The 24,553-nt window shown below is 40.7% G+C and carries 21 protein-coding genes; 11 read left to right on the top strand and 10 right to left on the bottom strand.

Annotation, left to right across the window (positions count from 1 at the left end; translation table 11 throughout):
* Positions 1–12: 12 nt before the first annotated feature.
* The 3 genes from AC04NP_RS25825 to AC04NP_RS25815 all read right to left on the bottom strand — a co-directional run bounded on the left by AC04NP_RS25825 (position 13) and on the right by AC04NP_RS25815 (position 3,163).
* Positions 13–399 (bottom strand): DUF3127 domain-containing protein, encoded by a 387-nt coding sequence (locus tag AC04NP_RS25825; RefSeq protein WP_482862948.1) that lies wholly within the window; start codon positions 397–399, stop codon positions 13–15.
* A 75-nt stretch (positions 400–474) separates the two neighbouring features.
* Positions 475–1,626 carry a hypothetical protein gene (locus tag AC04NP_RS25820; RefSeq protein ID WP_482862947.1) on the bottom strand — a complete coding sequence of 384 codons (1,152 nt, stop codon included), beginning with the start codon at positions 1,624–1,626 and terminating at the stop codon, positions 475–477.
* 157 nt (positions 1,627–1,783) lie between these two features.
* The gene (locus tag AC04NP_RS25815) at positions 1,784–3,163 is read right to left on the bottom strand and encodes a sodium-dependent transporter (RefSeq protein WP_482862946.1); all 1,380 of its coding nucleotides are present in this window, start codon (positions 3,161–3,163) and stop codon (positions 1,784–1,786) included.
* Positions 3,164–3,884: 721 nt separating this feature from the next.
* On the opposite strand from AC04NP_RS25815, the gene AC04NP_RS25810 reads away from it, so the two are divergent.
* Positions 3,885–4,406, top strand: coding sequence for a pyrophosphohydrolase domain-containing protein (locus AC04NP_RS25810; RefSeq protein ID WP_482862944.1), 522 nt, complete (start codon positions 3,885–3,887; stop codon positions 4,404–4,406).
* A gap of 201 nt (positions 4,407–4,607) precedes the next feature.
* Here AC04NP_RS25810 and AC04NP_RS25805 read toward each other — a convergent pair whose 3' ends face one another.
* The 7 genes from AC04NP_RS25805 to AC04NP_RS25775 form a co-directional block, all read right to left on the bottom strand.
* Positions 4,608–5,117: a paraquat-inducible protein A gene (locus AC04NP_RS25805; protein WP_482862943.1), complete on the bottom strand. Its 510-nt coding sequence runs from the start codon at positions 5,115–5,117 to the stop codon at positions 4,608–4,610.
* Positions 5,118–5,185: 68 nt separating this feature from the next.
* Complete coding sequence (locus tag AC04NP_RS25800) at positions 5,186–5,905, bottom strand: hypothetical protein (protein ID WP_482862942.1); 720 nt, start codon at positions 5,903–5,905, stop codon at positions 5,186–5,188.
* A 67-nt stretch (positions 5,906–5,972) separates the two neighbouring features.
* A complete protein-coding gene (locus AC04NP_RS25795) occupies positions 5,973–6,182 on the bottom strand; it encodes a hypothetical protein (RefSeq protein ID WP_482862941.1) in 210 nt (69 codons plus the stop codon).
* 295 nt (positions 6,183–6,477) lie between these two features.
* Positions 6,478–7,767 (bottom strand): MATE family efflux transporter, encoded by a 1,290-nt coding sequence (locus tag AC04NP_RS25790; protein ID WP_482862940.1) that lies wholly within the window; start codon positions 7,765–7,767, stop codon positions 6,478–6,480.
* 262 nt (positions 7,768–8,029) lie between these two features.
* Positions 8,030–9,397, bottom strand: coding sequence for an exonuclease domain-containing protein (locus tag AC04NP_RS25785; RefSeq protein WP_482862939.1), 1,368 nt, complete (start codon positions 9,395–9,397; stop codon positions 8,030–8,032).
* Between the two features lie 1,000 nt (positions 9,398–10,397).
* The gene (locus AC04NP_RS25780; RefSeq protein WP_482862938.1) at positions 10,398–10,784 is read right to left on the bottom strand and encodes a hypothetical protein; all 387 of its coding nucleotides are present in this window, start codon (positions 10,782–10,784) and stop codon (positions 10,398–10,400) included.
* Positions 10,785–10,830: 46 nt separating this feature from the next.
* Entirely contained in the window at positions 10,831–11,874 is a 1,044-nt protein-coding gene (locus tag AC04NP_RS25775; RefSeq protein WP_482862937.1) for an endonuclease/exonuclease/phosphatase family protein, read from the bottom strand.
* A 225-nt stretch (positions 11,875–12,099) separates the two neighbouring features.
* On the opposite strand from AC04NP_RS25775, the gene AC04NP_RS25770 reads away from it, so the two are divergent.
* The 10 genes from AC04NP_RS25770 to AC04NP_RS25725 all read left to right on the top strand — a co-directional run bounded on the left by AC04NP_RS25770 (position 12,100) and on the right by AC04NP_RS25725 (position 24,473).
* Entirely contained in the window at positions 12,100–12,579 is a 480-nt protein-coding gene (locus tag AC04NP_RS25770) for an LEA type 2 family protein (RefSeq protein WP_482862936.1), read from the top strand.
* A gap of 147 nt (positions 12,580–12,726) precedes the next feature.
* Positions 12,727–14,814, top strand: a complete 2,088-nt coding sequence (locus tag AC04NP_RS25765; protein WP_482862935.1) for a carboxy terminal-processing peptidase — start codon at positions 12,727–12,729, stop codon at positions 14,812–14,814.
* Between the two features lie 80 nt (positions 14,815–14,894).
* The gene (locus AC04NP_RS25760) at positions 14,895–16,403 is read left to right on the top strand and encodes a hypothetical protein (RefSeq protein ID WP_482862934.1); all 1,509 of its coding nucleotides are present in this window, start codon (positions 14,895–14,897) and stop codon (positions 16,401–16,403) included.
* A gap of 97 nt (positions 16,404–16,500) precedes the next feature.
* Positions 16,501–17,616 (top strand): tetratricopeptide repeat protein, encoded by a 1,116-nt coding sequence (locus AC04NP_RS25755; protein WP_482862933.1) that lies wholly within the window; start codon positions 16,501–16,503, stop codon positions 17,614–17,616.
* 7 nt (positions 17,617–17,623) lie between these two features.
* Positions 17,624–19,591, top strand: coding sequence for a threonine--tRNA ligase (gene thrS, locus AC04NP_RS25750; protein WP_482862931.1), 1,968 nt, complete (start codon positions 17,624–17,626; stop codon positions 19,589–19,591).
* Positions 19,592–19,803: 212 nt separating this feature from the next.
* A complete protein-coding gene (infC, locus tag AC04NP_RS25745) occupies positions 19,804–20,292 on the top strand; it encodes a translation initiation factor IF-3 (RefSeq protein ID WP_482862930.1) in 489 nt (162 codons plus the stop codon).
* Positions 20,293–20,333: 41 nt separating this feature from the next.
* Entirely contained in the window at positions 20,334–20,528 is a 195-nt protein-coding gene (gene rpmI / locus AC04NP_RS25740) for a 50S ribosomal protein L35 (RefSeq protein ID WP_482862929.1), read from the top strand.
* Positions 20,529–20,637: 109 nt separating this feature from the next.
* Positions 20,638–20,982, top strand: coding sequence for a 50S ribosomal protein L20 (rplT, locus tag AC04NP_RS25735; protein WP_482862927.1), 345 nt, complete (start codon positions 20,638–20,640; stop codon positions 20,980–20,982).
* 1,507 nt (positions 20,983–22,489) lie between these two features.
* On the top strand, positions 22,490–23,098 hold the full coding sequence (locus AC04NP_RS25730) for an RNA polymerase sigma factor (protein WP_482862925.1): 609 nt from the start codon (positions 22,490–22,492) through the stop codon (positions 23,096–23,098).
* 289 nt (positions 23,099–23,387) lie between these two features.
* Positions 23,388–24,473 carry a FecR family protein gene (locus tag AC04NP_RS25725; protein ID WP_482862924.1) on the top strand — a complete coding sequence of 362 codons (1,086 nt, stop codon included), beginning with the start codon at positions 23,388–23,390 and terminating at the stop codon, positions 24,471–24,473.
* Positions 24,474–24,553: the final 80 nt, after the last annotated feature.

The following is a 24,553-nucleotide window of genomic DNA, read 5'->3' as shown; positions in this document are numbered from 1 at the left end:
GATTAAAGCTTGTTAAAATGGTAGTTTTTCATTGTCCCCCTCATCTTCCTGCATCCATTCAGGCTCTGAAATGGAGTCCATCGAGGTAGTATGTTGTGAGGCGACACCGTCCTGACCGTCATCTCCAGGCTGTAATCGCCAGGCTTGCAGGCTGTTAAAATATTTGATTTCCCCTTTCGGGTCAGTCCACTTTCTTCCTTTCAGATTAAAGAATACATTAACCTCCTGCCCGACATTGAAACTGTTCAGCAGGTCGCATTTTTCCTGAATGAGCTCGAATTTTAAAAACTCAGGATATTGAGGATTCTCCGCATATTCCAGGATAAATTCCCTTTTGCGAAAGGTATTCGTAACGTCCTGCGTATCATATATTTCCAGTATTTTGCCTTTGATTTCCATAATATTAAATTAAAAATACAGCCAAACTATTGGTTGTAAATTTAATCAATTAGTTCATATTTTGAAGAGAAACTTTTAATACCTGCTGTAGAATCCCCGTATCCTCTGTGTCAATTGATTATAAATCGGGTCTGTAAAGGCAATAAATAATTCCTGGGGCGGGGGCGGAGGGATTTCCTTTTTTTTACAAATGGCCAGTTGTTCTTTATCAAGGGCCCGCTCATCTCCGTTAAAATAACCCCATTCGGTATACCATACAAATTCGCTGGCAAAGTTTTCGCTAAACAATACTTTTTGACTATGGGCGTCTACCACCAGCATGTTCAATACCCCTGAAGAAATTACTTGTTTGCGAAAGGTGGTCAGTTTAGCCTTGACTTCGCCAAATACATCCACGACACTGTCTTTTTCAATTTTTAGTTCTCCTACCTTTACATTTTCCTTTACCAGGTTTTCGACCGTTTCCTTTACATGTGTTTGTCCAACCAGGAAATCCTGAAATTGGATTTTCATCAACTGATCCGGGTGCTCCAGATTTTCTACCTGAGCCTCCCGGGGTGAATAATACCTTACAAATTCATTGGTGTTGTAGGAGCTGAGGAACTCTTGCACTTTTTCCTGGAAAAAGTCTGCTGTGACCTTATAACGAAGCGATGGTACAGGTATCTGGTTGACCACCACTTTCAGCGTAGCGTAATATTTCGCCTCATCAATTTTATCGCGGGTGTCTTTAAATCCCGGTACAAACCGGTCAGCTTCCATAAAATCAAAGTAGGCCTGCTTGGCCCCTTCCCGTGTGTTGCTGTTTAATGCCAGTAATCCTGAAATATAACTTTCCTCTGCCGCTTTGTTTTTTGACTCAACCAATTCACTGTAATAGCTTTTTGGATTGGGAATGATATTTAATGCCCCGGGAGATTTGCGGATAGCCTCATACATTTGGTTAATCTTTTCATAATTGTAAACCACGTTTCTCCATTTTTTGGGATCATTGGAGGCCATTAGATTTTTTGACTGATCCAGAAACCACGCCACCGACAGGGGATAACCACTTCTCAGCGTCTCCCGGGCCTTTTTTTGGTTGGGTTTACTTCTGAGCCTGTTGACAGCCTTCATGACCGCGTCATAGTAATTTCCCCTTTGCAACGATTTTTTGCCTGAGGAACAACCTGTGGACAATAATATGAAAGCCAGCAGTATGCCCGGATACAAGTATTTATTTGCCATGTTACAGATGGTTGTTAAAATAGGAGGCAATTTAATGCTAAACGCACAAGATGCCAGTTATTCTTACCTGATTTAATTGTTTATGTAAGCTTTTAATCCAAAAAGCTTAAAAAGAAGTTATCAAACGGGATAACCCTACAATAACTTCATAGTATGTTTAAAATAATTCTACACCAAAAAATGTTTCTAAAACGCTCATTATCACCAGAATACTCAAGACGAGCGGACAAATTATCCGGATGCCGAGGTCAACATATTTTTCTGCAAAACTCCCTTTGAAATTTGGATAACCGGCTTCCAGCTCTCTGTTGAGATTCTCTTTTTTCCACACGTAAGCGGCAAACAGCGTAATCAAAATTCCTCCTACCGGTAAAAATGTATCATTGGCTATATGACCGACAAATGTCATAAAATCTGTGGGCGATTCGGCACCTAAATAGGTGATAAAATTAGTGAGTATTTTCGAATAGCCATTTGCCATCAATGAGGGGATACCAATGATAAATACAATAACAGCCACTAGCAAAACAGCTTTTTTCCTTTCTACCTTATGTTCATCAACGGCATAAGATACCGGCACCTCTAATAAAGAGACTGTACTTGTGAGTGCTGCAAAAGATAATAACAGGAAAAAGGCTCCGCCAATGATCACTCCGAGATGGCCGCCGAGGCTTTCGAATACCCCCGGCAGGGTGATGAATATGAGACCTGCCCCACCGTTGGTGTCAAGCCCCTGAGAGAATACAAAAGGAAACAACATAAGGCCTGCCAGAAATGCAATGCCGACATCTGCCAGTGTTATCAAAGCCGCCGAGGCGACGATGTTTTCGTTTTTGTCTACATAACTTCCGTAGGTGATAATGGCACCCATGCCAAGTGACAGCGAGAAGAAGGCTTGCCCAAGGGCACTTCGAATGGTTTTTAGATTAATTTCGGAAAAATCGGGTACCAGATAAAACTCTATACCCTTCATCGCATTGGGAAGTGTCATGGCGTAAATGACTAACCCTATAATCATGGCGATGAGCGTCGGCATAAGAATCTTTGCAGCTTTCTCAATACCACCGGATACCCCCCTGGAGACTATAAAAATGGTGAATAGCATAAAAACAATTGCGTAGCCACCCACAGTGGTGATATCCCTTGTGAATTCACCGAAGCGGGTGCCGATGTCGAAGTTTCCAAGGATCATTTCCACAAAATATCCAAATGCCCAACCGGCAACAACGTTGTAGTAAGAAAGGATAAGGGTTCCGCAAAGAATGCCTAATACACCTAATCCCCTCCATTTTCTATACCCCAAAGCGGTATAGGCGCCTGCTGGATTCAATTGTGTCTTGCGACCAATGGCAATCTCTGTTACCATGACCGGAAATGCCAGAATAAAACAAAACAGAAGATACATGGCCACAAAGGCAGCGCCACCGCCCTGGCCGACTTCAAACGGAAACTTCCATATATTTCCTAGTCCCACTGCTGACCCTGCCGCTGCCAAAACAAATCCTAACCGGTTGGAAAAACCACCTCTTTGTGCCATATTTCTGAGTTTAATTTAGTTAAAAAATAATTTAATCGGATTTTGGATGGGGCCAGATGATAAATCATTCAGGATCTTGCGTGAATATTGGTTTAATGTTTGTCAAAAATAATTTCGAATATGGCAAAAAATATTTTGAATTTTAAATGAAGTGATAATTTATTATGCAATATTGTAGACATTCCTTTCAAACCGGATATAAAAAAGCGGGAAATTTTCTAGCCGAAAACTTCCCGCCTAACCTTATAGAACCGTGATTTTATAAGGCTACAAAGGTCCGATAATAGATTTTCATCTGCCACTTAAGTAAAACCTAAGCAGTGCTCAAACTTTTGACAGATATAGATTTTAAAATCATTTTCCTTTCGAAATAGTTCTTTTAAAATCAGGATCTTATATCTTTCATTTGCCTGTTAAAGGTAGATTCGAAAAGACTTGAATCCCAATTTTTTTGCCATTTGTTTTGCACAATTTTCCCACAACCAAAAACCTCTGAATCACATAGAAATCACAGGTTTATCCCCGTAATTGGCATGTTTATCCACAACTTATCCACAATTACGCACTCATTCCCAAAGTTGATCCAAAGAGGAACTGTTTTCCCAAGCCAATTTGGTAGGATACCTTTTTTAATATTAAAATAGCTTTGTTAGTTTTGAGTCCGGAATGAAAAGTTGCCTTCATGCAACCATCTATTTTACCATAAAAAATGCTGATAAAAATGAATAAAACCCTGGAAAGTGTAAGTGAATTTCATAAAACCTTCGGTGCCCCGGTGCTTGACACCCCACAAATCCCTGATGAAAGCCGGGTCAGGCTCAGGTTGGCACTCATCCTTGAAGAATTAAGTGAGTTAGCCGAGGCTTCGGGTGCAGCCGGGATTTTTAACGAAATGATGAAAAACAAAGTAGCCGCTTTTGAAGAAAAGGCAGAGGTGAAAGATACCGCCCAGGCACTTGACGCACTATGCGACCTGCAAGTGGTGCTGAATGGATCCACCTTGGAATATGGCCTTCAGGATATGTTTGACGAAGCCTTTGATGAAGTTCACCGGTCCAATATGAGTAAGGCCTGTGTCAAAGAAGAAGACGGATTGGCTTCTGTCGACAAATATGAACAACAAGGTGTAAAAACCCTTCTGGAAAAAGTAAATGGAAAATACGTCATCTACAGGGCGGCTGACCATAAAATATTGAAAGGTATCAACTATTTCAACCCTGAGATCGCCAAATTTGTAAAGTAATCACGCTACAAAACACGCTGTGCCGGTCAACACTACCGGAAGCACAGGCGCCACACGCGCAACGTTTTCGCCCAAATTCTTTGTGCCTCTTTGTGTCTTGGTGGTTAATCATTTTTCACCACGGAGGCACCAAGGCACAGAGGTTTTTGCCTTTTACTACTTTATCCGGTTAAATGAAACCCCTTCAAAATTTCGATACCTTTAACGGCGTACACCAGCAGCGTGGTCTTCAAGGCTCATGACCTGTATAGACGCCAGGGAAATTATGCAATAAGCCGTAAAATAGTAAAATCCGTTCTCCAGTTGGGCGTGAATCCCCTCATTGGATTTGGTAGCCAGATAGGCCAAAAAAACGCCTACGATAAATACGTCTGCCATGGACCATTTGCCGATGGCGTAAACAAAACGGTACAAGTCCAATCTTCTTTTAATTTGTTTGAAAAACAACACAATCAATAAGATAATTGCTTTGAGCAGTGGTACAACAATGCTGAAGAACAGGATGAGTGCAGCGACGACTTCATTGTCTTCCTTGAACAGGGCCTCGATGGTTTCTACGATGTTTTGGGTTCTTTCGTAAAAGGTCATTTTTCCCACAAGGGGTAGCTCCGCACCAATTTCAAGCGTTAAAATAGGGTTGGTTAGCCCCGGGTACAAACAAATTAAAGAGATGATGATCAGGAAAAAAGAGATTTTATTTCTTACCGACATGTATAGCGATTAATCAAAACAAAAATCAAAGAAATAATATTTAGCATAATAAAGAAAGAAATCGGCTGTTAATTGGTGGAAAAGAGTATACCGAGGGAAATCTCTAATCCGGTGAAGTCGACTTCCGATCCGGGAAATGATTCGCTGATAGTGTCGATCCCCGAATTCCCGCTACCGCCGGTCAGCGTTCCTGAAAGATTTACCGCTGCCTGCCCCAGGTAATAATAACCACCCATGGAGATTCCGAAATTATTTTTGATATACAAAATATATTCGGCACCGAAATGAATACCGAAACCGATATTGTTGTCGGCATCAAAATTTGAATTCAACACTTCCCAACCTGTATAATCAAGCAAAGCACGGTCAAGGTTTCCCTCATTGATCTTTTGGTCGAAGTTAAAAAAACTAAATCCACCACCTTTGATTTGAAAAACATGATTTTCTACACCAAACTCGAGCACCAGCTCCAAGGGAACCAGGACAGTAAATGCCGGCCCAATCAGAGGTTTTTTGCTTTCAAATGGCAGTTCTTTCACATTTAATCCGCTCATCCTGTACAGGGTGATTCCGGTTTCCAATGACAGATAATCGGTCATATTAATTCCCACGCCTCTTAATGAAATGGGGCTGATGGGTGCTGAGAAATAGCCGTTTTCAGGGATAAAAAAAGAGGCCGAAACACCAATCTCCTGCGCCTTCAACCGGTGATTATAAAACAAACAACTTAAAATTAGCGATACCATAACAGCTTGGCCTGGCATACGGTTTTTTAATACCGGTTTCATATTCATTTATCATCTTTGCTTTGGTCAAAAAGTTAAGATGTTAAATATTGGGCGGTAAAGCAAGCTTTTAGGCTTTCATTAAAAACTTTTTAGTCAACCGGGCTTGCGGCAATTCCCCGATCAAGGTGGCAATCCGCTCTGCCGCAGGGGTTTTGAGCAGTGCTGCCCACTCCCCCGTAACCCTGCAATCATATACCTTTCCGGTTACCGGCTTTTGCCAGGAATTAAGCGTTCGAAGGTGATCCCGGTGAGGTTTACTGTCGGGTTGAATTAGCACGACATCACTGCCGTAAGACTGCGGGATATGGTTACGGCATCCCTACCAAAAGAAATACCGGAAATTAAAAAAGATGCTCAGGTCTTTTATCCACACATTTCATTGCTGAGGGGCATTTTTTTACTCCCAAAACGGGAGAGTTTGACCAAAATCGGGCAACCGCCAGAGGGTTGTTTTTTATAGAATATACATATTTTGTATAAAAAATATTTAAAATACTAATAATCAAATATTTATATTATAAAATATAAAATAAAAAATCAATTTATAAAGTTCTAAAAGCGGAATTTAATAGTTAGTCTAAAAGCGACTTTGCCATGATGGTTTGGCTGATTCCCCTGGCTAAAAAGAAAATGATCAGGGCCAACCACAATCCATGATTATCATAATATTTGGTCAGGAAAAACTGGGCGGGAAGAAAGCAAATAACGGTGGCAATTAACATGGAATTTCTCATGGCCCTGGAGGCAGTTAACCCGATAAATACTCCATCCCAGATAAAAGGAACAGCCATCAACACCGGAGAGAAAACCATCCATGCGAGGTACTGTTTTGCCATTTTAAAAACGGGCTCCTGGTCGGTCATCATCTGTAAAATCGGGGTGCCAAAAACATAAAAAATACCGGTGAATATAAGACCGAGACCTACCCCCCAGATGAAACAAAACCGAATGGCCAGTTTTAGTTTTTTGTACATCCGGGCACCAAAATATTTTCCTGTAACCGACTCGGCGGCAAAGGCGAATCCGTCGATTCCGTAAGCGGCAATGGTGAAGAATTCCAGGAGTACAATGTTGGCGGCACCGACAGTAACACCGATGTTTCCGGATTGAATTTTGAAAAAAGCCAGGGCGAAAATCAGGCAAAGCGTTCGAATGATAATGTCCGTGTTTATCAGCAAAAAGGATTTAACGGCTTCCCGGTCGGCAATTGATTTCCACCTGAAGCAGGTGATGATTTTCCGGTGTTTTCTAAACAGTAAAAAACAACCGAGTACGAGGCCCGAATATTGTGCCACCACAGTACCAAGCGCTACACCTTCCGCTTTCATCCCAACATGTTCTACAAAATAAAAACTCCCCAATATGTTGATTGTGTTGATGACTATGGTCAGCACCATAGGTATTTTGGCATTTTGCATTCCCAAAAACCAACCGATGATCACATACATACTCAGGGTGGCCGGCGCAGCGTAGATGCGCACACGATAGTATAGTATCAGTGATTGCCGAACTTCCGGGGTAGTGTCAAATAAAACCACACCCACTTGCAGTAAAAAGGACTGAAACAGGAAAAGCAATAAACCTGCGGCAAGGGCTATGAGCATGGCACGAAAAAATATATGGGAAGTTCCCTGAAAATCCCTGCTTCCAAATGCCTGTGCGGTAATACCTGTAGTACCCATTCGTAAAAACCCAAAGCCCCAATAAAGAAAGTTGAATAAGCTGGTGCCGAAGCCTACGGCCAGGATAAAATGGGCTGATTCAAGATGCCCCATTAGCGCCACATCCACAACGCTAAGCAGGGGTACCGATAAATTGCTTACAATATTGGGTATGGCTAATTTTAAGATTTCTTTATTCAATGCTGCTATATTTTATTATCTTTAAATAAATAAAATCTTAATTAACAATGTCCTCTTCTTCTATCAGAATTTTAGCAGTGATTTTTTTGGCCTTTTGCCTTATCCCTGTTTTATCTATTGTTTTTTCTGTTGTAAGATCAGTGGTTGGAGGAATTTTTGCTGTTTTCTTTTCCTTATTCAGTGCGTTGGGTTCGGTATTCGGATTAAAACTCTTTTTGTTTATTTTGTTGATTGCCGTTGTGGCCTACCTGTTTCGCAAATTTTAATAGGGAATGACCCTTTCCACAGTATTTCGCTTGAGAAAGCCTTTAATGATTTGCTGCACTTCATGATTGTCTTCTTCAGGGCTGATGCATTTTTTTAATACTTCAATATTGTCATACAGTTTAGTGTCACTGACATAGCCGTATCCCATGTATTTGCCCTTTTCGATTTTTACAACTGATCGCTCATTTTCTTCCCTGCCCTTGTCAATGATGAAAAAACTGAAGTGGTCGTATGCCATGGATTTTATAACTGCCATAGCCCTTGCATTATAATCTTCTTGTTGTTCTTTTTGGTGGCAATTTCCATCGCAATGCTGCATTAAATGCCTCATGCAGGGGCCACTTGTATAGTCCAGCCCGGTAAATTTCGGGCAGAGGTCGAATTCTTCGGTGACCCGGCTTAAAAATCCCTTGGCCTGATTTTGAGAGGTGAAAACAGCGAGCGGATGATTTTTACCGGATATTTTACCTGCTCTGAAGTGGATAAACCCGTCGATCAGAAAATCGGAAAATACACCATAATTAAATCCGGATTTAACCTGGGCTCGGTTGAAATAGGGCTTGTGGCGTTTGATTTCCGCAGATTCAAGTAACATCGATATGAGTTCGCTTCCGGTAATCACATATTCGATGCAGGTGATTTCATTCCGTAATTCGATGGCTTTCAGATGATCGAAATTGTTGAGATGCGCCCTGATTCTGGATTTTATATTTTTACTTTTTCCGACATAGATCAGTTCATGGTGTTCATTGAAAAAATAATACACACCGGTTTTGGCAGGTAAGGCATTGATCACCTCGGGTGACAGGTTTGAATTCAGATGTGATGGCAACAAGCCTGGTTTACCGCCATGGAAGATGATATTGCCCTGATCCCGTGCAAGCAGCATCTCAAAGAGTGTTACTGTTGCCATTGCATCCCCCTCAGCCCTGTGGCGGTGGCTGATCTCGATGCCCAATGCTTTGCAAAGCTTACCCAGACTATAGGAGGTTTTTCCCGGTATTAAAAGCCTGCTTAATTTGACCGTACATAACTTTGGCCGGTTAAAGTCATATCCCAGGCTTTTGAACTCTGAGCGTATAAAATTGTAATCAAAGCCCACGTTATGGGCCACAAACACAGCGTCTTTAGTAAGTGCTACAATCTTTTTAGCTACTTCGTAGAATTTAGGAGCATCGGCTACCATGGTATCATCGATACCGGTCAGTTCGGTAATGTAAAAGGGTATACGCCTTTCCGGATTAATTAAGGTCGAGTATGCTTCGATAACCGCTTTACCATCGTGTTTGAAAATTGCGATTTCAGTAATTTTATCCGACTTTGAATTACTGCCGGTCGTTTCAATATCTATGATGGTGAACATTACCTTCAAATTTATGAATTTTAGAAGGTAATTATAAAGGAGGATAAAAAAAAGACTGGCGCCCTGAATTGGACGCAATTTGCCTTTTCATATCACGATAGCGTTATGTGAGATTAATATTTTATGCGGTTAGTCGGGGTTTAAACCTTGTTAATATCCTTTCGTTTTAAGACTTCATTCCAAATCTCATTCTCTTGTTTGATTTGGTTCATCACCCGATTATGAATTTGTACTTTTTTGAAATAGCTCCGGATCAATACAATGATCACCCCCACAAGCACTACAACCAATGCTCGCAGAATTAACATTCCGAACATACTAAAATTTATTTTTAAAGTTTACAATTTGGATTATTTGTTCAGCCTACCAATAAATGGCTGACAACCGACAATTTGTGGTTGGTACAGAGTGTAGGAGTTTTGATAAGGGCAAGATACTACAAACATTTTATTGAGCGTAGGCCAATCCTTTGATAAAGGAATTTGGGTAATGTATCCAATAAAAATGTAAATATTCTCATGTCAGATTGAAGAAAAGGAATAGAAACGATGTCCCAAAATGGGACTATAAACCGCCCAAAAAGCCTGTTTAACCACTTTTTTCTGAATTTTTCATGAAAATGGCAGTGCCAACCAACCCGGGACGTTGGTTAAAGTTTTCAAATTTCAGATTACCTTTCCAATGTATCAAAATCCGCTTTGCCGGGCAAAACGAGGTTATAATCGGGGTGTAATAATTCAACCATCACATGAAAAGTTTTATTTCTTCAGACTTATTTTAACATTGTCATGGTACAAAATGGAGCAAGAAAGTATTGTGTGGATTGGCAAAACAGCAATTGGTCTTTGTTACGGAAAAATCACGTAGCGCTAAATACGGCCCTTCAGGACAAATAAAAATTGCAGCGTTGCAGGGTGAAGTATCGAGAAGATAACGTAACACAAGGATCTCGGAAGTTATACCGGGAAGTTACCGACAGCAATTCCCGGTATAACCAAAGTCATTGGACTACCTTGCGGGTAGCTGTCATAGGATACTCATCCCCATTGGCGTTGACCGAGCCTGTAAAAGTTTCACCTTCAAAAAGCCCTTTCACATCGATGGTGATACCTGGTCCGGCCAGGTATACACTGGCTGTTAATTGATTGTCAACGATGGTCAGGTTATCCATATTACCTTCGCCGAAGTTATCAGTAATCATTTTGCCGGAGAAGCCATCATCCACAGAGGTGATACTCATAGTACCCACAGCATCACCCATGGGTGTATCTTTCACAACGTAATTCCATGTGCCGGCCGGGGTATACTTGTTTTTGAGCGAAGCACAACCCACTGCCAAAAATAAGGTCAGTGCCAATACCAAATAGGGTTTGTAGTTTCTTTTCATGTTGAAAGGATTTTGTTGATATTTCAATAAGGTTAAAATAATAATTTTATTCCAATGTATAATCAACCACGACCGGAAAATGATCCGTAATAGTCATATTCCCTGATACCCGGTGGTTCAGTATGCTGATTTCTTTGTCGGCATATTGATGATCGATTCTCAAAAACGGGATTTTTCCATTGTAAGTCACACCGAAGCCGTTGCCGGCGATTTCAAAAGAATTGTTGAAATGTTGCTTAAAAGATTTGTAAACATAACTGTAAGGTGTTTCATTAAAATCTCCTGCTAAAATAATTTTATACGGACTTGCCAGTAAATGGTCCCTTAATAACGCAGCTTCGGCAGACTTCGCCCGAAACCCTGTTTTCATCTTGCCGATAAACCTTTTCACGGCATTGTTTGCTTCCGGCTGCCGGTGATTGATCAAACCCATAGAAAATAAATGGGCATTGTACACCCTGATTGTGTCGGTGACAATCGATAAATCCATGTAAATGGCAATTACTTCCTGGCTTTCATTTTCCACCGTACCTGATCGAATGAACGGAAATTTTGTAAAAATTGCCAAACCGGCTGTTTCAAGTCGGTCATCTTTCCCGCGGGTTTTATAAAATAAATGCCGGTAACCGGTGTTCAGAAGTTTTGATTTGGTGTCAAACACTTTTATGGTAGGATAACTGCAATACTCCTGAATACATAGTATATCAGGACTTTCTTTGATTAAATAACCGGTAATACTTTCAAATGTCTCTTTGTCCTTCGGGCCCTTTTTGGGATAAGGATTGAAGCAATTTACATTGTAACTCATCACTGAGAATTGATTATGAACCGGAGGGTTTTCCTGGCTCAGGGAGTAGCTGGCCCGGATATTTCCCAGCCCCAGCATAATAGTAAACAGCGAAACCAGCAACCTCATGCTTCCCCTCATGATCCATAAAAGCAGGAAAACAAAATTCAGTGCCATAAAAACAGGAATACCGTAAGCCAAAAAGCCAGGAAACCAGCATCGATATGGCGAAATATAAGCGGATAAATAAGCCATTCCGGTCAAAATGGCAATCACAATGTTAAACTTAAATACCAGATTCAAAATAATTTGAGAAAACAACGATTAAAGGATACAAGTATCGAATAATTAGAAAATTACACTTAAAATAACAGCACAGTCCTTATTTGTCTGAATTTTTAATATTTTTTGCGAAAGCTTACATACTGATTATTTAAAAAAGATCTAAAATAAAGCGCTTTGAATCTTTTAATGAATTATATTGGCATATTTTATGCTATTTTTTAGTGATAAATCTTGCGGGACTTTATGATTAAAACGACTATGATAACAAGGCAGTGCCGATCCCTGGGTTTTGTGATACTTATGATCCTCACAGGTTGTGGTGCGTATGAGGAGCCTGTATTTGATAAAATCAATGAATTGCAAGTGCACCGTATCACCAGGGACTACATTACCCTGAAAGGTAAGGCGTTATTTAAAAACCCGAACGAGTTAAATTATAAGGTTAAAAATATTAATGTTGAAGTAATTTATAAAGAGAAAAACATTGCCAGCATCACTAATACCACCAAAACCAGGGTGGTAGCCAAACAGGAGTTCGAGATACCATTTACGGTCGAGGTTCCTGCCGGGGAGTTTAAAAGGAATATGTTATCGGATCTGGTGGGGTTTTTGAATGGGAAAAAAGTGAGCCTGAATTTTAATGGTAATTTAACGGTGTCTAAATTTGGCATCAATAAAAAAGTGCCGATCGACTACAGTAAAACGCTTAAGTTAAAATTATGATAATGCGCTAAAATAGCCGTTAAACTTACCAGCACCATTGTTAGTCCTATTTGGGCTTTTAAAAGACGTCGGTATTCACTAATTTTCAAAATTAGTAAAACAGATGGTTGAGGTCTACGTTAATTAATTGAAAAGAATAAGTGGAAAATGAGATTTAAACTAAGTATAATCCTTCCTGCGTTTGCATTTTTTGCCCTGTTTAGTTCATATAAACCCAAAGATGCACCGGTAGATAAAAACGAAGTATTGTTAAAGCTGATTATGCAGAGCCTCAATCAGGGGCACTACCAATCGCAGATTATCGACAATAATTTCTCCTCCAAAGTATTTAATCACTATCTGGAGCAGATTGACGGCAGTAAGAAGTATTTGACAGGTGACGATATAAAAAAACTAAGCAAATTCAAAACAGAAATCGACGAGCAGATTAATGAAGGCTCGTATGAGTTTTTTAAGCTGTCGGAGGAACTCATGGGGCAGCGCATCCGCGAAGCCGGGGAATATGCTGATGAAATCCTGAACAAACCGTTCGATTTTTCTGTCGATGAATACGTTGAATTTGATACTGAAAAAAGGGACTATCCGCAAAATGAGCGTGAAGCGAAAGAAGTATGGCGTAAATTTTTAAAATACCGTACTTTGTTTATACTCAACAATCTTATTGCCGAAGAAGACGAGAAGGTTAAGGAAGATAAAAACTATAAGAAAACTTCTTTTACCGAATTAGAGAAAAAAGCCAGGGAGAGCGTGAGGAAAAGTCAGAAGGAGCAACAAAATGGTATGGCAAAGATCGATGAAAGCGACTGGCTGTCCATCTACCTGAATTCAATCACCACTATATATGATCCCCATACGGCCTATTTTCCACCACGGGATAAAGAAAATTTTGATATTGCCATGTCCGGACAGCTCGAAGGTATCGGAGCACGTTTAACCAGCAAAGATGGATTTATCGTGGTCGCGGAAATCGTACCGGGAAGTGCCTGCTGGAGGCAGGGGCAGCTCAAGGTAGGCGATAAAATTCTGAAGGTAGGACAGGGTGATGAAGAGCCGATCAATGTAACGGACATGAGGACCGATCATGCCGTCAAATATATACGCGGTAAGAAAGGAACGGAGGTGAGATTGACGGTTAAGCAGAAAGACGGAAATGTAATTACCATTCCGATTATCAGGGATATCGTGATTTTGGAAGAAACCTACACGAAATCCGCTGTTATCAATAACAAAGGTTACATCAACCTGCCTAAATTTTACGCGGACTTTACAGGAAACGGCGGAAGAGATTGCAGCGACGATGTAAAAAATGAAATACAGAAGCTTAAGGCAGAAGGCGTGGAAGGGATCATACTGGATCTGAGAAACAATGGCGGCGGATCCTTGCAGGATGTAGTGGAAATGGCTGGTCTGTTTATCAAAGATGGTCCTATCGTACAGGTTAAAGCGAAAGTCGGAAAACCGAGGGTGTATTCGGATACCGATGAAAATGTTTATTACAACGGGCCATTGGTAGTGATGGTCAACACCTACAGCGCCTCTGCTTCTGAGATTCTGGCTGCAGCCATGCAGGATTATGGCCGGGCGGTAATCGTCGGTGGCAGTCCCACTACATTTGGTAAAGGCACTGTGCAACGCGCTTTTGACCTGGATGGTTTTGTGTCTGAGGCCTACGATGAAATCAAACCACTTGGCGCCTTGAAATTAACGTTGCAGAAGTTTTACAGAATTGATGGCGGTACCACCCAATTGAAGGGGGTAACGCCTGACATTATTCTGCCCGATACATGGTCCTATCTGAATGTGGGTGAAAAAGATCAGGAATTTCCAATTCCATGGGATGAGATTGGTCCTTTACAATATAATGAATGGGAAAACTCAATCCGTCCACAGCTAAAAGATATCCGGCAAAAGAGTGCGGAAAGGATTAGGAACAACGAAATTTTCGGATTGATTGATGAAAATGCTAAAAGGTATAAGATCCAGGAAGAGGACACGAAGTATCCGTTATCTTTTGATGCGTACCAGGCAAAAATGGTCCGGCTCAATGATGAATCCCGTAAGTACGACGATCTGCTAAGCAAACAGGGTAATATGGAGGTGGCATTTTTAAAGGTGGATTTGCCCAAAATAAACGGAGATGAGGTAACCGAAGAAAAAATGAAACGGTGGAAAAGCTCCCTGGAGAAAGATGTTTACATTAATGAAGCTATTGCCATTTTGGATGATATAAATTAGTTGTAAAAAAGCACTCACACAAAAGTCTGCCTGATGGTAGACTTTTTTATTATATTAGTCCCTGAAGTAGCCCCATAAACATGCCCTATAAATTATTGACCATATTACTCCTGGCTGGTTCACCACTTGTTGCCAAGACCTATTATGTGAGTCCCGAAGGCAAGTTGGTTAATAAAGGAACCCGGGAAAGCCCTCTGCCATTTGAATATTTAGAGCGACCTAAAAACCATGCAGGAGATACTTTTCTGGTGATGGAAGGGCAATATCCGGGGCATTGGATTACGCGCATCTATGGGGAAAAGAACAGACCGGTTATCATTAAATCCGAGCATTGGCTGGGCGCAGACCTCATTGGTGTGCAGGAAAAAAGAGAAAACACCCGTAAAATATTACAGATCAAGGGTAGCTATTCCTGGTTCATAGATTTTGAGATCTATGATACGGAAGCTTTTAACAGGATCAGTAATTCCGGTGAAGCGTTCTTTTGTTCTGATGGCGTACATTTAATGGGTACGGAAAGTAAGGTCATCAACTGTGTGGCACATGATGTGCTGATCGGGTTTTCAACCTGGGCTTCATCTATTGCAGGAGAAATTTACGGATGCCTGGCTTATAATATTGGCTGGAACAACCTGAAATCTTCCAGAAAAAGTAAAGGGCATGGGCACGGTTACTACGTTCAGAATAAAGCCAATCAGGATACTTACAAAAAAATGGTGTTGAACATCGTCTGGGGTACGGCCAGTGAAGGTTTCCATGCTTACACGCAAAAAGGAAATATTGAAAATTTTCACCTTGAGAACAACCTGGCCTATAATCTGATTGGTTATAACCAGAACAGAACGCCAGGCAGGGGATTTATCCTCGGGGGCTACCAACCTGTTTCAGGATTAAGGTTTATTAACAACCACGCTTATAAAGTCGCTGTGCAGCTTGGCTACGGGGCGAATTACCCGATAATATCCAAAAATGTGGTTTTCGATAATAATTATCTTGTCGGAAGCAACATTGGCCTGTACCATCTGGCCGAGGTGAAAAGTTTTACCAATAATTTTATAGTCACCCGCGATCCGATGCTTACCGCAGTACAGGCATTGGGCAAATCTGAAAGAACCTGGCAATGGCCATTTAAGGATAATAAAATATATGTGAGCAATTCAACAGCTACCAGCCATCCCAGAATCGGTATGCAGGAACTCACCGTCGGTGGCACCAAGTATATTTCGTTGACACAAAGTGAATGGAAAAACAATACAAATCAGGTAATCAGGACAACCCCAGCCTCTGAGGCCTTTTTATACCAGAACAAATATGACCCCAACCGCGCCCTGGTTTTTATCTACAACTTTAAGGAGATGGATAGTTTTCCGGTTGAAATGGGAAAATTCCTGCAAAACGGGGAAAAATTCGAAGTACGGGATATTGAAAATATTCATAAGGTAGTCCATGAAGGCGTTTATCAGGACCAACCCGTTAATTTTACAATGAATCTAACAGAGTTGGCCCCGATCCATGGTAATCTGCCCCGCGAGCATGCCAAACATTCAGACAAGGGTTTTAATGCGTTTTTGATAAGAAAAATCAATTAGATACAGCATGCCTGAAGACCGGAGCGCCTTGTTAAATCTATGATTTTATTTGATACCTTTGATTTATGCTATAATTTTGCTTAATAGCATTGGCATTATGAAAAGAACTCAGTATCTGGTCGGTATTTTAGTGCTGGTAATAATAATTACCTTCCCGGGCTGCGATATGGACTACTCGCAAAGCAAAATGCCGGAACGTCCTGAAATCGATGAGCACTTTTATAAACTGAGTATTGAAGCCATCAACCAGTCTATTGAAAAATCACCTTTCAACGCTGAAGCTTATTATAAAAAAGCCAGGTTATTAAATAATCTGAAAAATTATAAAAGTGCCAGAATTAATATTGAAAAGGCCATAAGCCTTGATCAAGGCAACGCGGACTATTATTTTTTTTTAGCTGAAAACCAGTTTAAGAACGGGGAATTTAAAGCCAGCCTGGAGGCTGCCCTCAAAGCAGAAAGCATGGGGGTCGATACGCCAGCCCTGAATTATTTATTGGCCAATCTTTACCTTCGTCAGAGACAATTGGTGAAGGCGATTGCCTACAATTCCAGGGCCCTTTATGCAGATAAAAGCGGACTCAATTATTTTCAAAGAGGGGAAATATTGCTGGCGGACCGGGATACCACAGCCGCGATCCGTCAGTTTCGAACAAGTCTTGAGCTCGACGCTACCCATGGTGCTGCGTACGATCATCTTACCAAGTTATACATAGCCATCAAAAATGCAGACAGCGCGCAGCTGTATTTAGATAAACATCGGGCTTTGGATCCCGTAAACCTGAAAATATGGTTTGACCAGGGAATTTTATACAGGTTAAAAAAACAAGATGACAGTGCCAAAATGATCTATCTGTCCATTATCAGGGAAGATAGCCTGGCGGCCCGGTCTATGGTGAAAATGAGTGAATTGCATTTTGACAATTACCGGAATGACTCTGCCACATACTATGCGGAAAAAGCCCTGAGCATAAGAGAAAACCTGAAAGGCGCTATGTTGATGCAAGGTAAGATATTGGGCAGGAGACGTTATTTCGGCTGGGCAAGGAAAAAGTTTGAAGAAATACTTGCCATAGACTCCACCTATCAACCGGCAAAAGCCGCTTTGATTCAGTTGGGCAGAAGGCAAAATTATTTTAGAAGGCTGGAAAGGCAAAGAGAAGAAAACCAACAAATCGAAATACTAAAACCGAAGAAAATAAAACCGGAATAAAAATAGAATGAGTCAAGTAGATATAGAGAAGGTAAAAATTACTTTACCGGATGGATCGGTCAGGGAATATCCGAAGGGAATAACTGCCATGGACATCGCCTTGGGAATCAGCGAGGGTTTGGCCAGGAATGTACTTTCTGCAAAAATCAATGGTGAAGTTTGGGATTTGTCACGTGAAATCCCTGCAGATGCAACAGTGCAGTTACTTACCTGGAACGACAAGGAGGGAAAGGCCACTTTTTGGCATTCATCCGCCCATTTGATGGCCGAAGCCCTTGAATATTTATATCCGGGCATAAAATTTGGCATTGGTCCTCCCATTGATCAGGGGTTTTATTATGACGTGGACTTTGGTGATATGGAGTTTAGTGGCGAAAAGCTTGGGGAAATTGAAGATAAAATGACGGAACTGGCCCGGGAAAAAAATGAATATTACAGGCAAAGTATCAGCAAACAGGAAGCCTTACAGTATTTCAAGGAAAAAGGGGATGAATACAAATTAGCGTTGATTGAAGATTTGGAAGATGGATCCATCACATTTTACAGACAAGGAAACTTCACAGATTTGTGCAAAGGTCCTCATATTCCCCATACCGGTTTTATCAAAGCTGTGAAACTAACCAATGTAGCCGGCGCTTATTGGCGTGGTGATGAAAAAAACAAACAGCTCACCCGGATTTATGGTATTACTTTTCCAAAGCAAAAGGAACTCAAAGAATATCTTCACCTTGTGGAAGAGGCCAAAAAAAGAGACCACAGAAAACTGGGAAAAGAACTGGAGCTTTTCGCTTTTTCTGAAAAGGTAGGGATGGGTTTGCCGCTTTGGCTTCCCAAAGGGGCTGTGTTGCGTGAACGGTTGGAAAACTTTTTAAAAAAGGCACAACAAAAAGCAGGATATCAGCCGGTGGTTTCGCCCCATATTGGCGGTAAAGATCTTTATGTCACCTCAGGTCATTACGAAAAATACGGCCAGGACTCCTTTCAACCCATTCATACTCCCAATGAAAATGAGGAGTTTTTGTTGAAACCGATGAATTGTCCGCATCATTGTGAGATTTACAAGGTAAGGCCAAGGTCATACAAAGAGCTGCCACTCAGGTTGGCTGAGTTTGGAACAGTCTATCGCTACGAACAGAGCGGCGAGCTGCACGGGTTGACCAGGGTAAGGGGGTTTACCCAGGACGACGCGCATATCTTCTGCCGGCCCGATCAGGTCAAAGAAGAATTTAAAAAAGTGATTGACCTGGTTTTATACGTTTTCAGATCCCTGAGTTTTGAAGACTTTACTACCCAGATTTCACTGCGCGACCCCAATGATAAATCCAAATACATAGGTGAGGACAGTGCTTGGGAACAGGCAGAGAAAGACATTCAGGAAGCGGCGGCGGAGAAGGGACTCGATACTATTACAGAATTGGGAGAAGCAGCTTTTTATGGCCCCAAGCTGGATTTTATGGTGAAAGATGCTTTGGGAAGAAGCTGGCAACTGGGCACCATACAGGTTGATTACCAGCTTCCCGAAAGGTTCCAACTGGAATATATAGGAGCCGATAACCAGAGGCACAGGCCGGTGATGATACACCGGGCTCCGTTTGGCTCTATGGAGAGATTTGTGGCTGTCTTGATAGAGCATTGTGCAGGGAACTTTCCATTGTGGCTATCTCCCGAGCAGGTCGCAGTGCTGCCTATTTCTGAAAAATACGCCAACTATGCCCAGCAGGTTTTTGAAGCATTGGAACAACATGACATCACAGGTTTCATTGATCACCGGGACGAAAAAATCGGAAGAAAAATCAGGGATGCTGAAATTAAAAAAGTTCCATTTATGTTGATCGTAGGGGAGAAAGAACAGGAAGAAAACAAGGTTTCAGTAAGAAAACATGGAGAAGGGGATCAGGGCAGCTTTTTGTTAAAGGAGTTTATGAACCATTTCAACGAACAGGTAGAAAATCAAACCCGTGTTAAAGCCGGATAATTGGCAGATGACACTGAAAATAAACGGATTTTAAGCATAAAGAAAGCCTTTTCGGGAAGACCGTTTTACGCGTAAAAAACGAATAGGTTTTTTGTTTATTCAAAATAATAACGATATTTGCGGTTCGAATTTTTTAACAAAACAAGGAGGTAAAAATTAGCAAACAAAGAAGAAGGTTCCAGCCACGGGGCAGAGTTGAGGAACCTTACAAAGTGAATAAAAGAATAACAGCGCCAGAGGTGAGGGTGGTTGGCGAAAATATTGAAAGTGGAGTTTATTCGATAGAAAGGGCGCTTCAATTAGCTCAGGAAGAAGGACTTGATTTGGTTGAAATATCAGCAAAGGCTGTACCACCGGTTTGTAAAATCATAGATTATTCCAAATTCAAGTATGAACAAAAGAAAAAACAAAAAGAAATTAAGGCCAGGGCCCATAAAACGGTGGTAAAAGAAATAAGGTTTGGCCCTAATACTGAAGAACACGATTTCAATTTTAAGGTAAAACATGCCATTAATTTCTTGAAAGATGGAGCAAAAGTAAAAGCTTATGTTCATTTTGTAGGTAGAACCATCGTCTTTAAAGAAAGGGGAGAGATTCTTCTGCTAAAGTTTGCGCAGGCATTGGAAGACTATGCGAAAGTCGACCAAATGCCAAAACTGGAAGGGAAAAGAATGTTTTTGTTCCTTTCTCCGAAAAAATAATTAAAATGGATCAATAGATATTAATTAATCATATAATTAAAATGCCTAAAGTAAAGACCAAATCGGGAGCTAAGAAGCGGTTTAAATTGACAGGAACAGGCAAAATTAAGAGAAAACACGCTTTTAAGAGCCACATTCTGACAAAAAAGGAAACCAAGCAGAAGAGAAATCTGACCCATGCTACCTTAGTTCACAAGGCCGATGAAAAAAGGATCAAGGATATGTTAAATATCTGATCTGCACAAAGATTATTAAATAGGTTTAGTCGATGTTTCACCAGACCTTTGGCTTTTAAGTCTTAATGCTTCAATCGATTGAGCGCCAACGGTCAAAAAATTAAAAATTATGCCAAGATCAGTAAATTCGGTAGCCTCGAGGGCAAGACGGAAAAGAATATTGAAATTCGCCAAAGGTTATTGGGGAAGAAGAAGTAACGTATGGACCGTAGCTAAAAATGCCGTTGAAAAAGGCTGGACTTACGCCTATCGCGACCGAAAAGCAAAAAAACGGGATTTTAGAAAACTATGGATTCAGCGAATCAATGCCGGTACCCGGCAGTACGGGATGTCTTATTCCCAGTTTATGGGCAACCTCAAAAAAGCCAATATTGAATTAAACAGAAAGGTGCTGGCAGACCTCGCCATGAATCACCCTGAGGCCTTCAAAGCCATCGTCGATAAGGTTAAATAACCTTGCTGAAAATAATATTTCAACAAAAAAGCCCGGTCCAAAAGTGAGTTTGGCCGGGTTTTTTTGTTGAATTCCTGTATTTCCTGCAATCTGCCCAAATTAGTTACCCGGGCTCCGGACAAAAAAGTATTCATACCCAGTTGAAATACAAGTTACACGAACTTGTCGGGAAAATTGATTTTTAGTACAATTCCAAGAAAAAATTGTTATATTGAAAATAATAATGTAACATTTTGAAGGTAAAATTTGCAAATGAAATGCTTAATCTATAAGTTTAGTGGGATTAGGAGTAATAGCTGGTAGGGAAGAACACTTCTCTCTTATTCCCGATTAAATTACATTGGCAATAGATGTAGCTTTTTGAAATTTTAAGTTTTTTATAAAATTCGGAAATTGTCCGCTTAAACGTTTACTATTATGATTGGAACTCTATCTGCATTAGTTCTTGGTGCCTTTATCGTTTCCGGAGGCATAGGTTATGTAATCTGCAATTACATCGACAGGTTGTTTAAAGAATAAATTAGACATTTTTACTTTAAGCTTCTTCAAGCAAAATACTAGCTATTCACTTCAGACGACTTCAATCCCTCGAATTTCGTAAGCTGGGCTATTTCCTTTAGGCTAATTATTTATTCGAAAGATGAAAGTATTAAGCGTCTTGTTGGCCATAATGCTTATTTCTACCTTTAGCATAGGTAGCCTCATTTTCTTTCTGAAAATACTTTTCAGAAGGGAAAGGCAAAAGCTAAATTGATTCACCGTTTTCACACAGCTTCTCGTTGTTTCTCCTATTGATATGCCTAACGCTTCGTATATCTTTCGTTGGCATGTAATCTTGTATTGCCAGCGCTAATCCGGTTAACAGGCTAGGGGAAGATTGAGTTTAATCATTTGTACTATTTCTATAAGCGCTTCTGCATCAGGCTCCCATCTTCTATTTTTAAGAATTTACCCTGAAATACAAGAAACCGCTCAAAACGGGAGTTAAGAGCGGTCTTGTGTAACAACCAGCTATGGAAAGAATGTGTGTTAATATATACTACACGGTCAACATAGGTAACCGGAATATGTAAATATTTTGAGCTTAAGCAAACGATTTCAGCCATCATATCCGCCTGATTCTTTATATTTTAGCTTTAAACTAATTGATGTAAAGTGTTGACAAGTAGAAAATTAATTGAGACCATAAAGCATCCGGAAAAATGGAAGAAAAAAAGAAAAAAAATCGTTTTTATGCGATGCCTGGCGGACTGAATGACTATTGATTTAGGTGGGAGCATTAAAAATGGCTGTTAGAGCGCAAAATCATTGAATAGCCAGGAGGTTTTTAATGAGCCTGGATCCGTTGTAAGGGTATTTTGACTGCGTAAAAGTTGTGTCTTATGAATATTTTCCATAATATTCGGCAATTCACCAGGCTATCAAAAAGAAGGAGATAACTTAAAATTCCTAATAAGCAATGGTTGAAGAGTAAAACAAAGCCCTTAATCACTAACAATCATCTGATTTGTTTTTTACGGCAATACATACAAAAAAAAGCAGGGATTTATCCGGAGACGTCGTTTCAGGGCAAACTCTATGGAGTGCGTTTAAAGAGGGAGATGAAGAAGCTTACGCCAGGATTTATGAGGATCATTTTGACGCTTTGTATGATTACTGTGAAAAAATCACCAGAAAATCTGACCTTATTGAAGATTGTATTCATGACCTCTTTACAAGTCTTTGGAAAAACAAAGAAAACCTGGTAGTCCCCCAATCTATCAGGGCTTATCTTTTATCGGCCATCAGAAGAATTATTTTTCGAAAAATAAAAAAGGAAAGGAAGTACACACACCTGACCAATTTTTGTTTTTTTGAAGAAGCTTTGTTTGAAAGTAGCAGGGAAGATAAGATTATTAATAAACAAATAAAGGCGTACAATCACCAGAGCTTGATAAAAGCTTTAAAACAGCTCACCAACAGGCAAAAAGAAGCCATTCATTTGCGTTTTTACCACAACCTCGACTATGCCGATGTAGCTTCGGTCATGAACATCACGCTGGAGGCTGTATATAATCACATTTCCAAGGGCATCGGAAAGTTGAAAGAAACATTGAAGCACTCGGCCATACCCTGATTTTTGCGTCGTTCGGTCTTGTTTAAGGCACGGGCAGGATTTGTCTGTTTCACAACTTATTTTACAGCATAGCACAAGCGATACGTTGATGTGGCACAACATTTTCATCAAAGTTCTTTGTGTCTTGGTGCCTCCGTGGTTAACCATTTTTCACCACGGAGGCACCAAGACACAAAGAGACACAAAGGGAAGGGTCAACGGCAGGATGGTGAGAAAGATTTTTCAAAAAAACATGAAATAAAATGATGAGGTTTCGCGGGTCACTGTCCCTATAAGGAAAAACAAAGGGGTGAGATACAAAAACTTTGATATAGAAGATTTTGTCAATGACGATAAATTTCGGGAATGGGTACTGAGCCCGCATCCTGAGATCAACTATTTTTGGGAGAAGTGGTTGCTTCAAAACCCGGAAAAAGATGAAGTTATCAACCAGGCCAGGGAAATTGTGCTGGCTGTGGGTTTTCAACCACCACAAAACCGGGAAAGGGTTAAAAAGAAGCTCTGGGAAAAAATCAAAGAAAGCAATACAGCCATTGATCGGCAAAAAGGGGTAGTAGGGGCCGGAAAGGTACAGCCTATGTACCGGCATAAGGTTAACCAGCGTGAATATTCCTACAAAAAACGGCAGAAAGTCTATTTATCGATAGCCGCGGGCATTACGCTGCTCGCTGTCGCAATCGGCCTTCAAATGTATAATTCGGACTTCAATAAGCAAAAGTCGGATGACTTGGTTACAAAATCCAATCCACGTGGTCAAAAATCCGAGTTGCGCCTGCCCGATGGCTCGATGGTTTATTTAAATGCTGAAAGCAATGTGCGTTATGCAGAAAACTTTCAACCGGGGAAAAGGGAAATATTTTTAGAAGGAGAAGCCTTTTTCGAAGTGAAAAAAGATATATCGAGCCCTTTCACGGTAATTACGGGCAGTTTGGCCACCACTGCAGTAGGTACCTCTTTCAATATTCAGGCATACAAAAACGAGCCGCAAATTAGCGTGGCCCTGATCTCAGGCAAAGTGATGGTTGATGATTTGGCTACTAAAAACAGCCTGATGCTCGATCCTGGTCAGGGAGTAGTACTGGAGAAGGAGACAGGGAAAATAACAAGCAATGAAATTGATATAGCACAAACGCTGTTTTGGAAAAACAGGACGATCTATTTTGAAAATACTGATTTTCCGGAGGCGATCCAATATCTGGAAAGATGGTTCGGCGTCACTATCACACTCAATAACTATCCCCGGCAATTGCTTACATGTTCCGGAAAGTTTGAAAACGAAAGCCTGGAGAATGTCTTAAAAGCTTTGGGGTTCGCGCTCAACTTCGAATACGAGATTAACAAGGAAAAAGTCAACATAATGTTCAAGTCAAATTAACAGGCCTATGATGTAAATTCTAACCAAAAAAAGAACTACCGGGGCATGTAAACCCCGGTAATGTGAGCCCTATTCATCAA

The sequence above is a fragment of the Agaribacillus sp. DX54 genome (assembly GCF_056858335.1).
The sequence above is the reverse complement of the archived record's forward strand: the minus strand, read 5'-3'. Positions and strand labels throughout refer to the sequence as shown.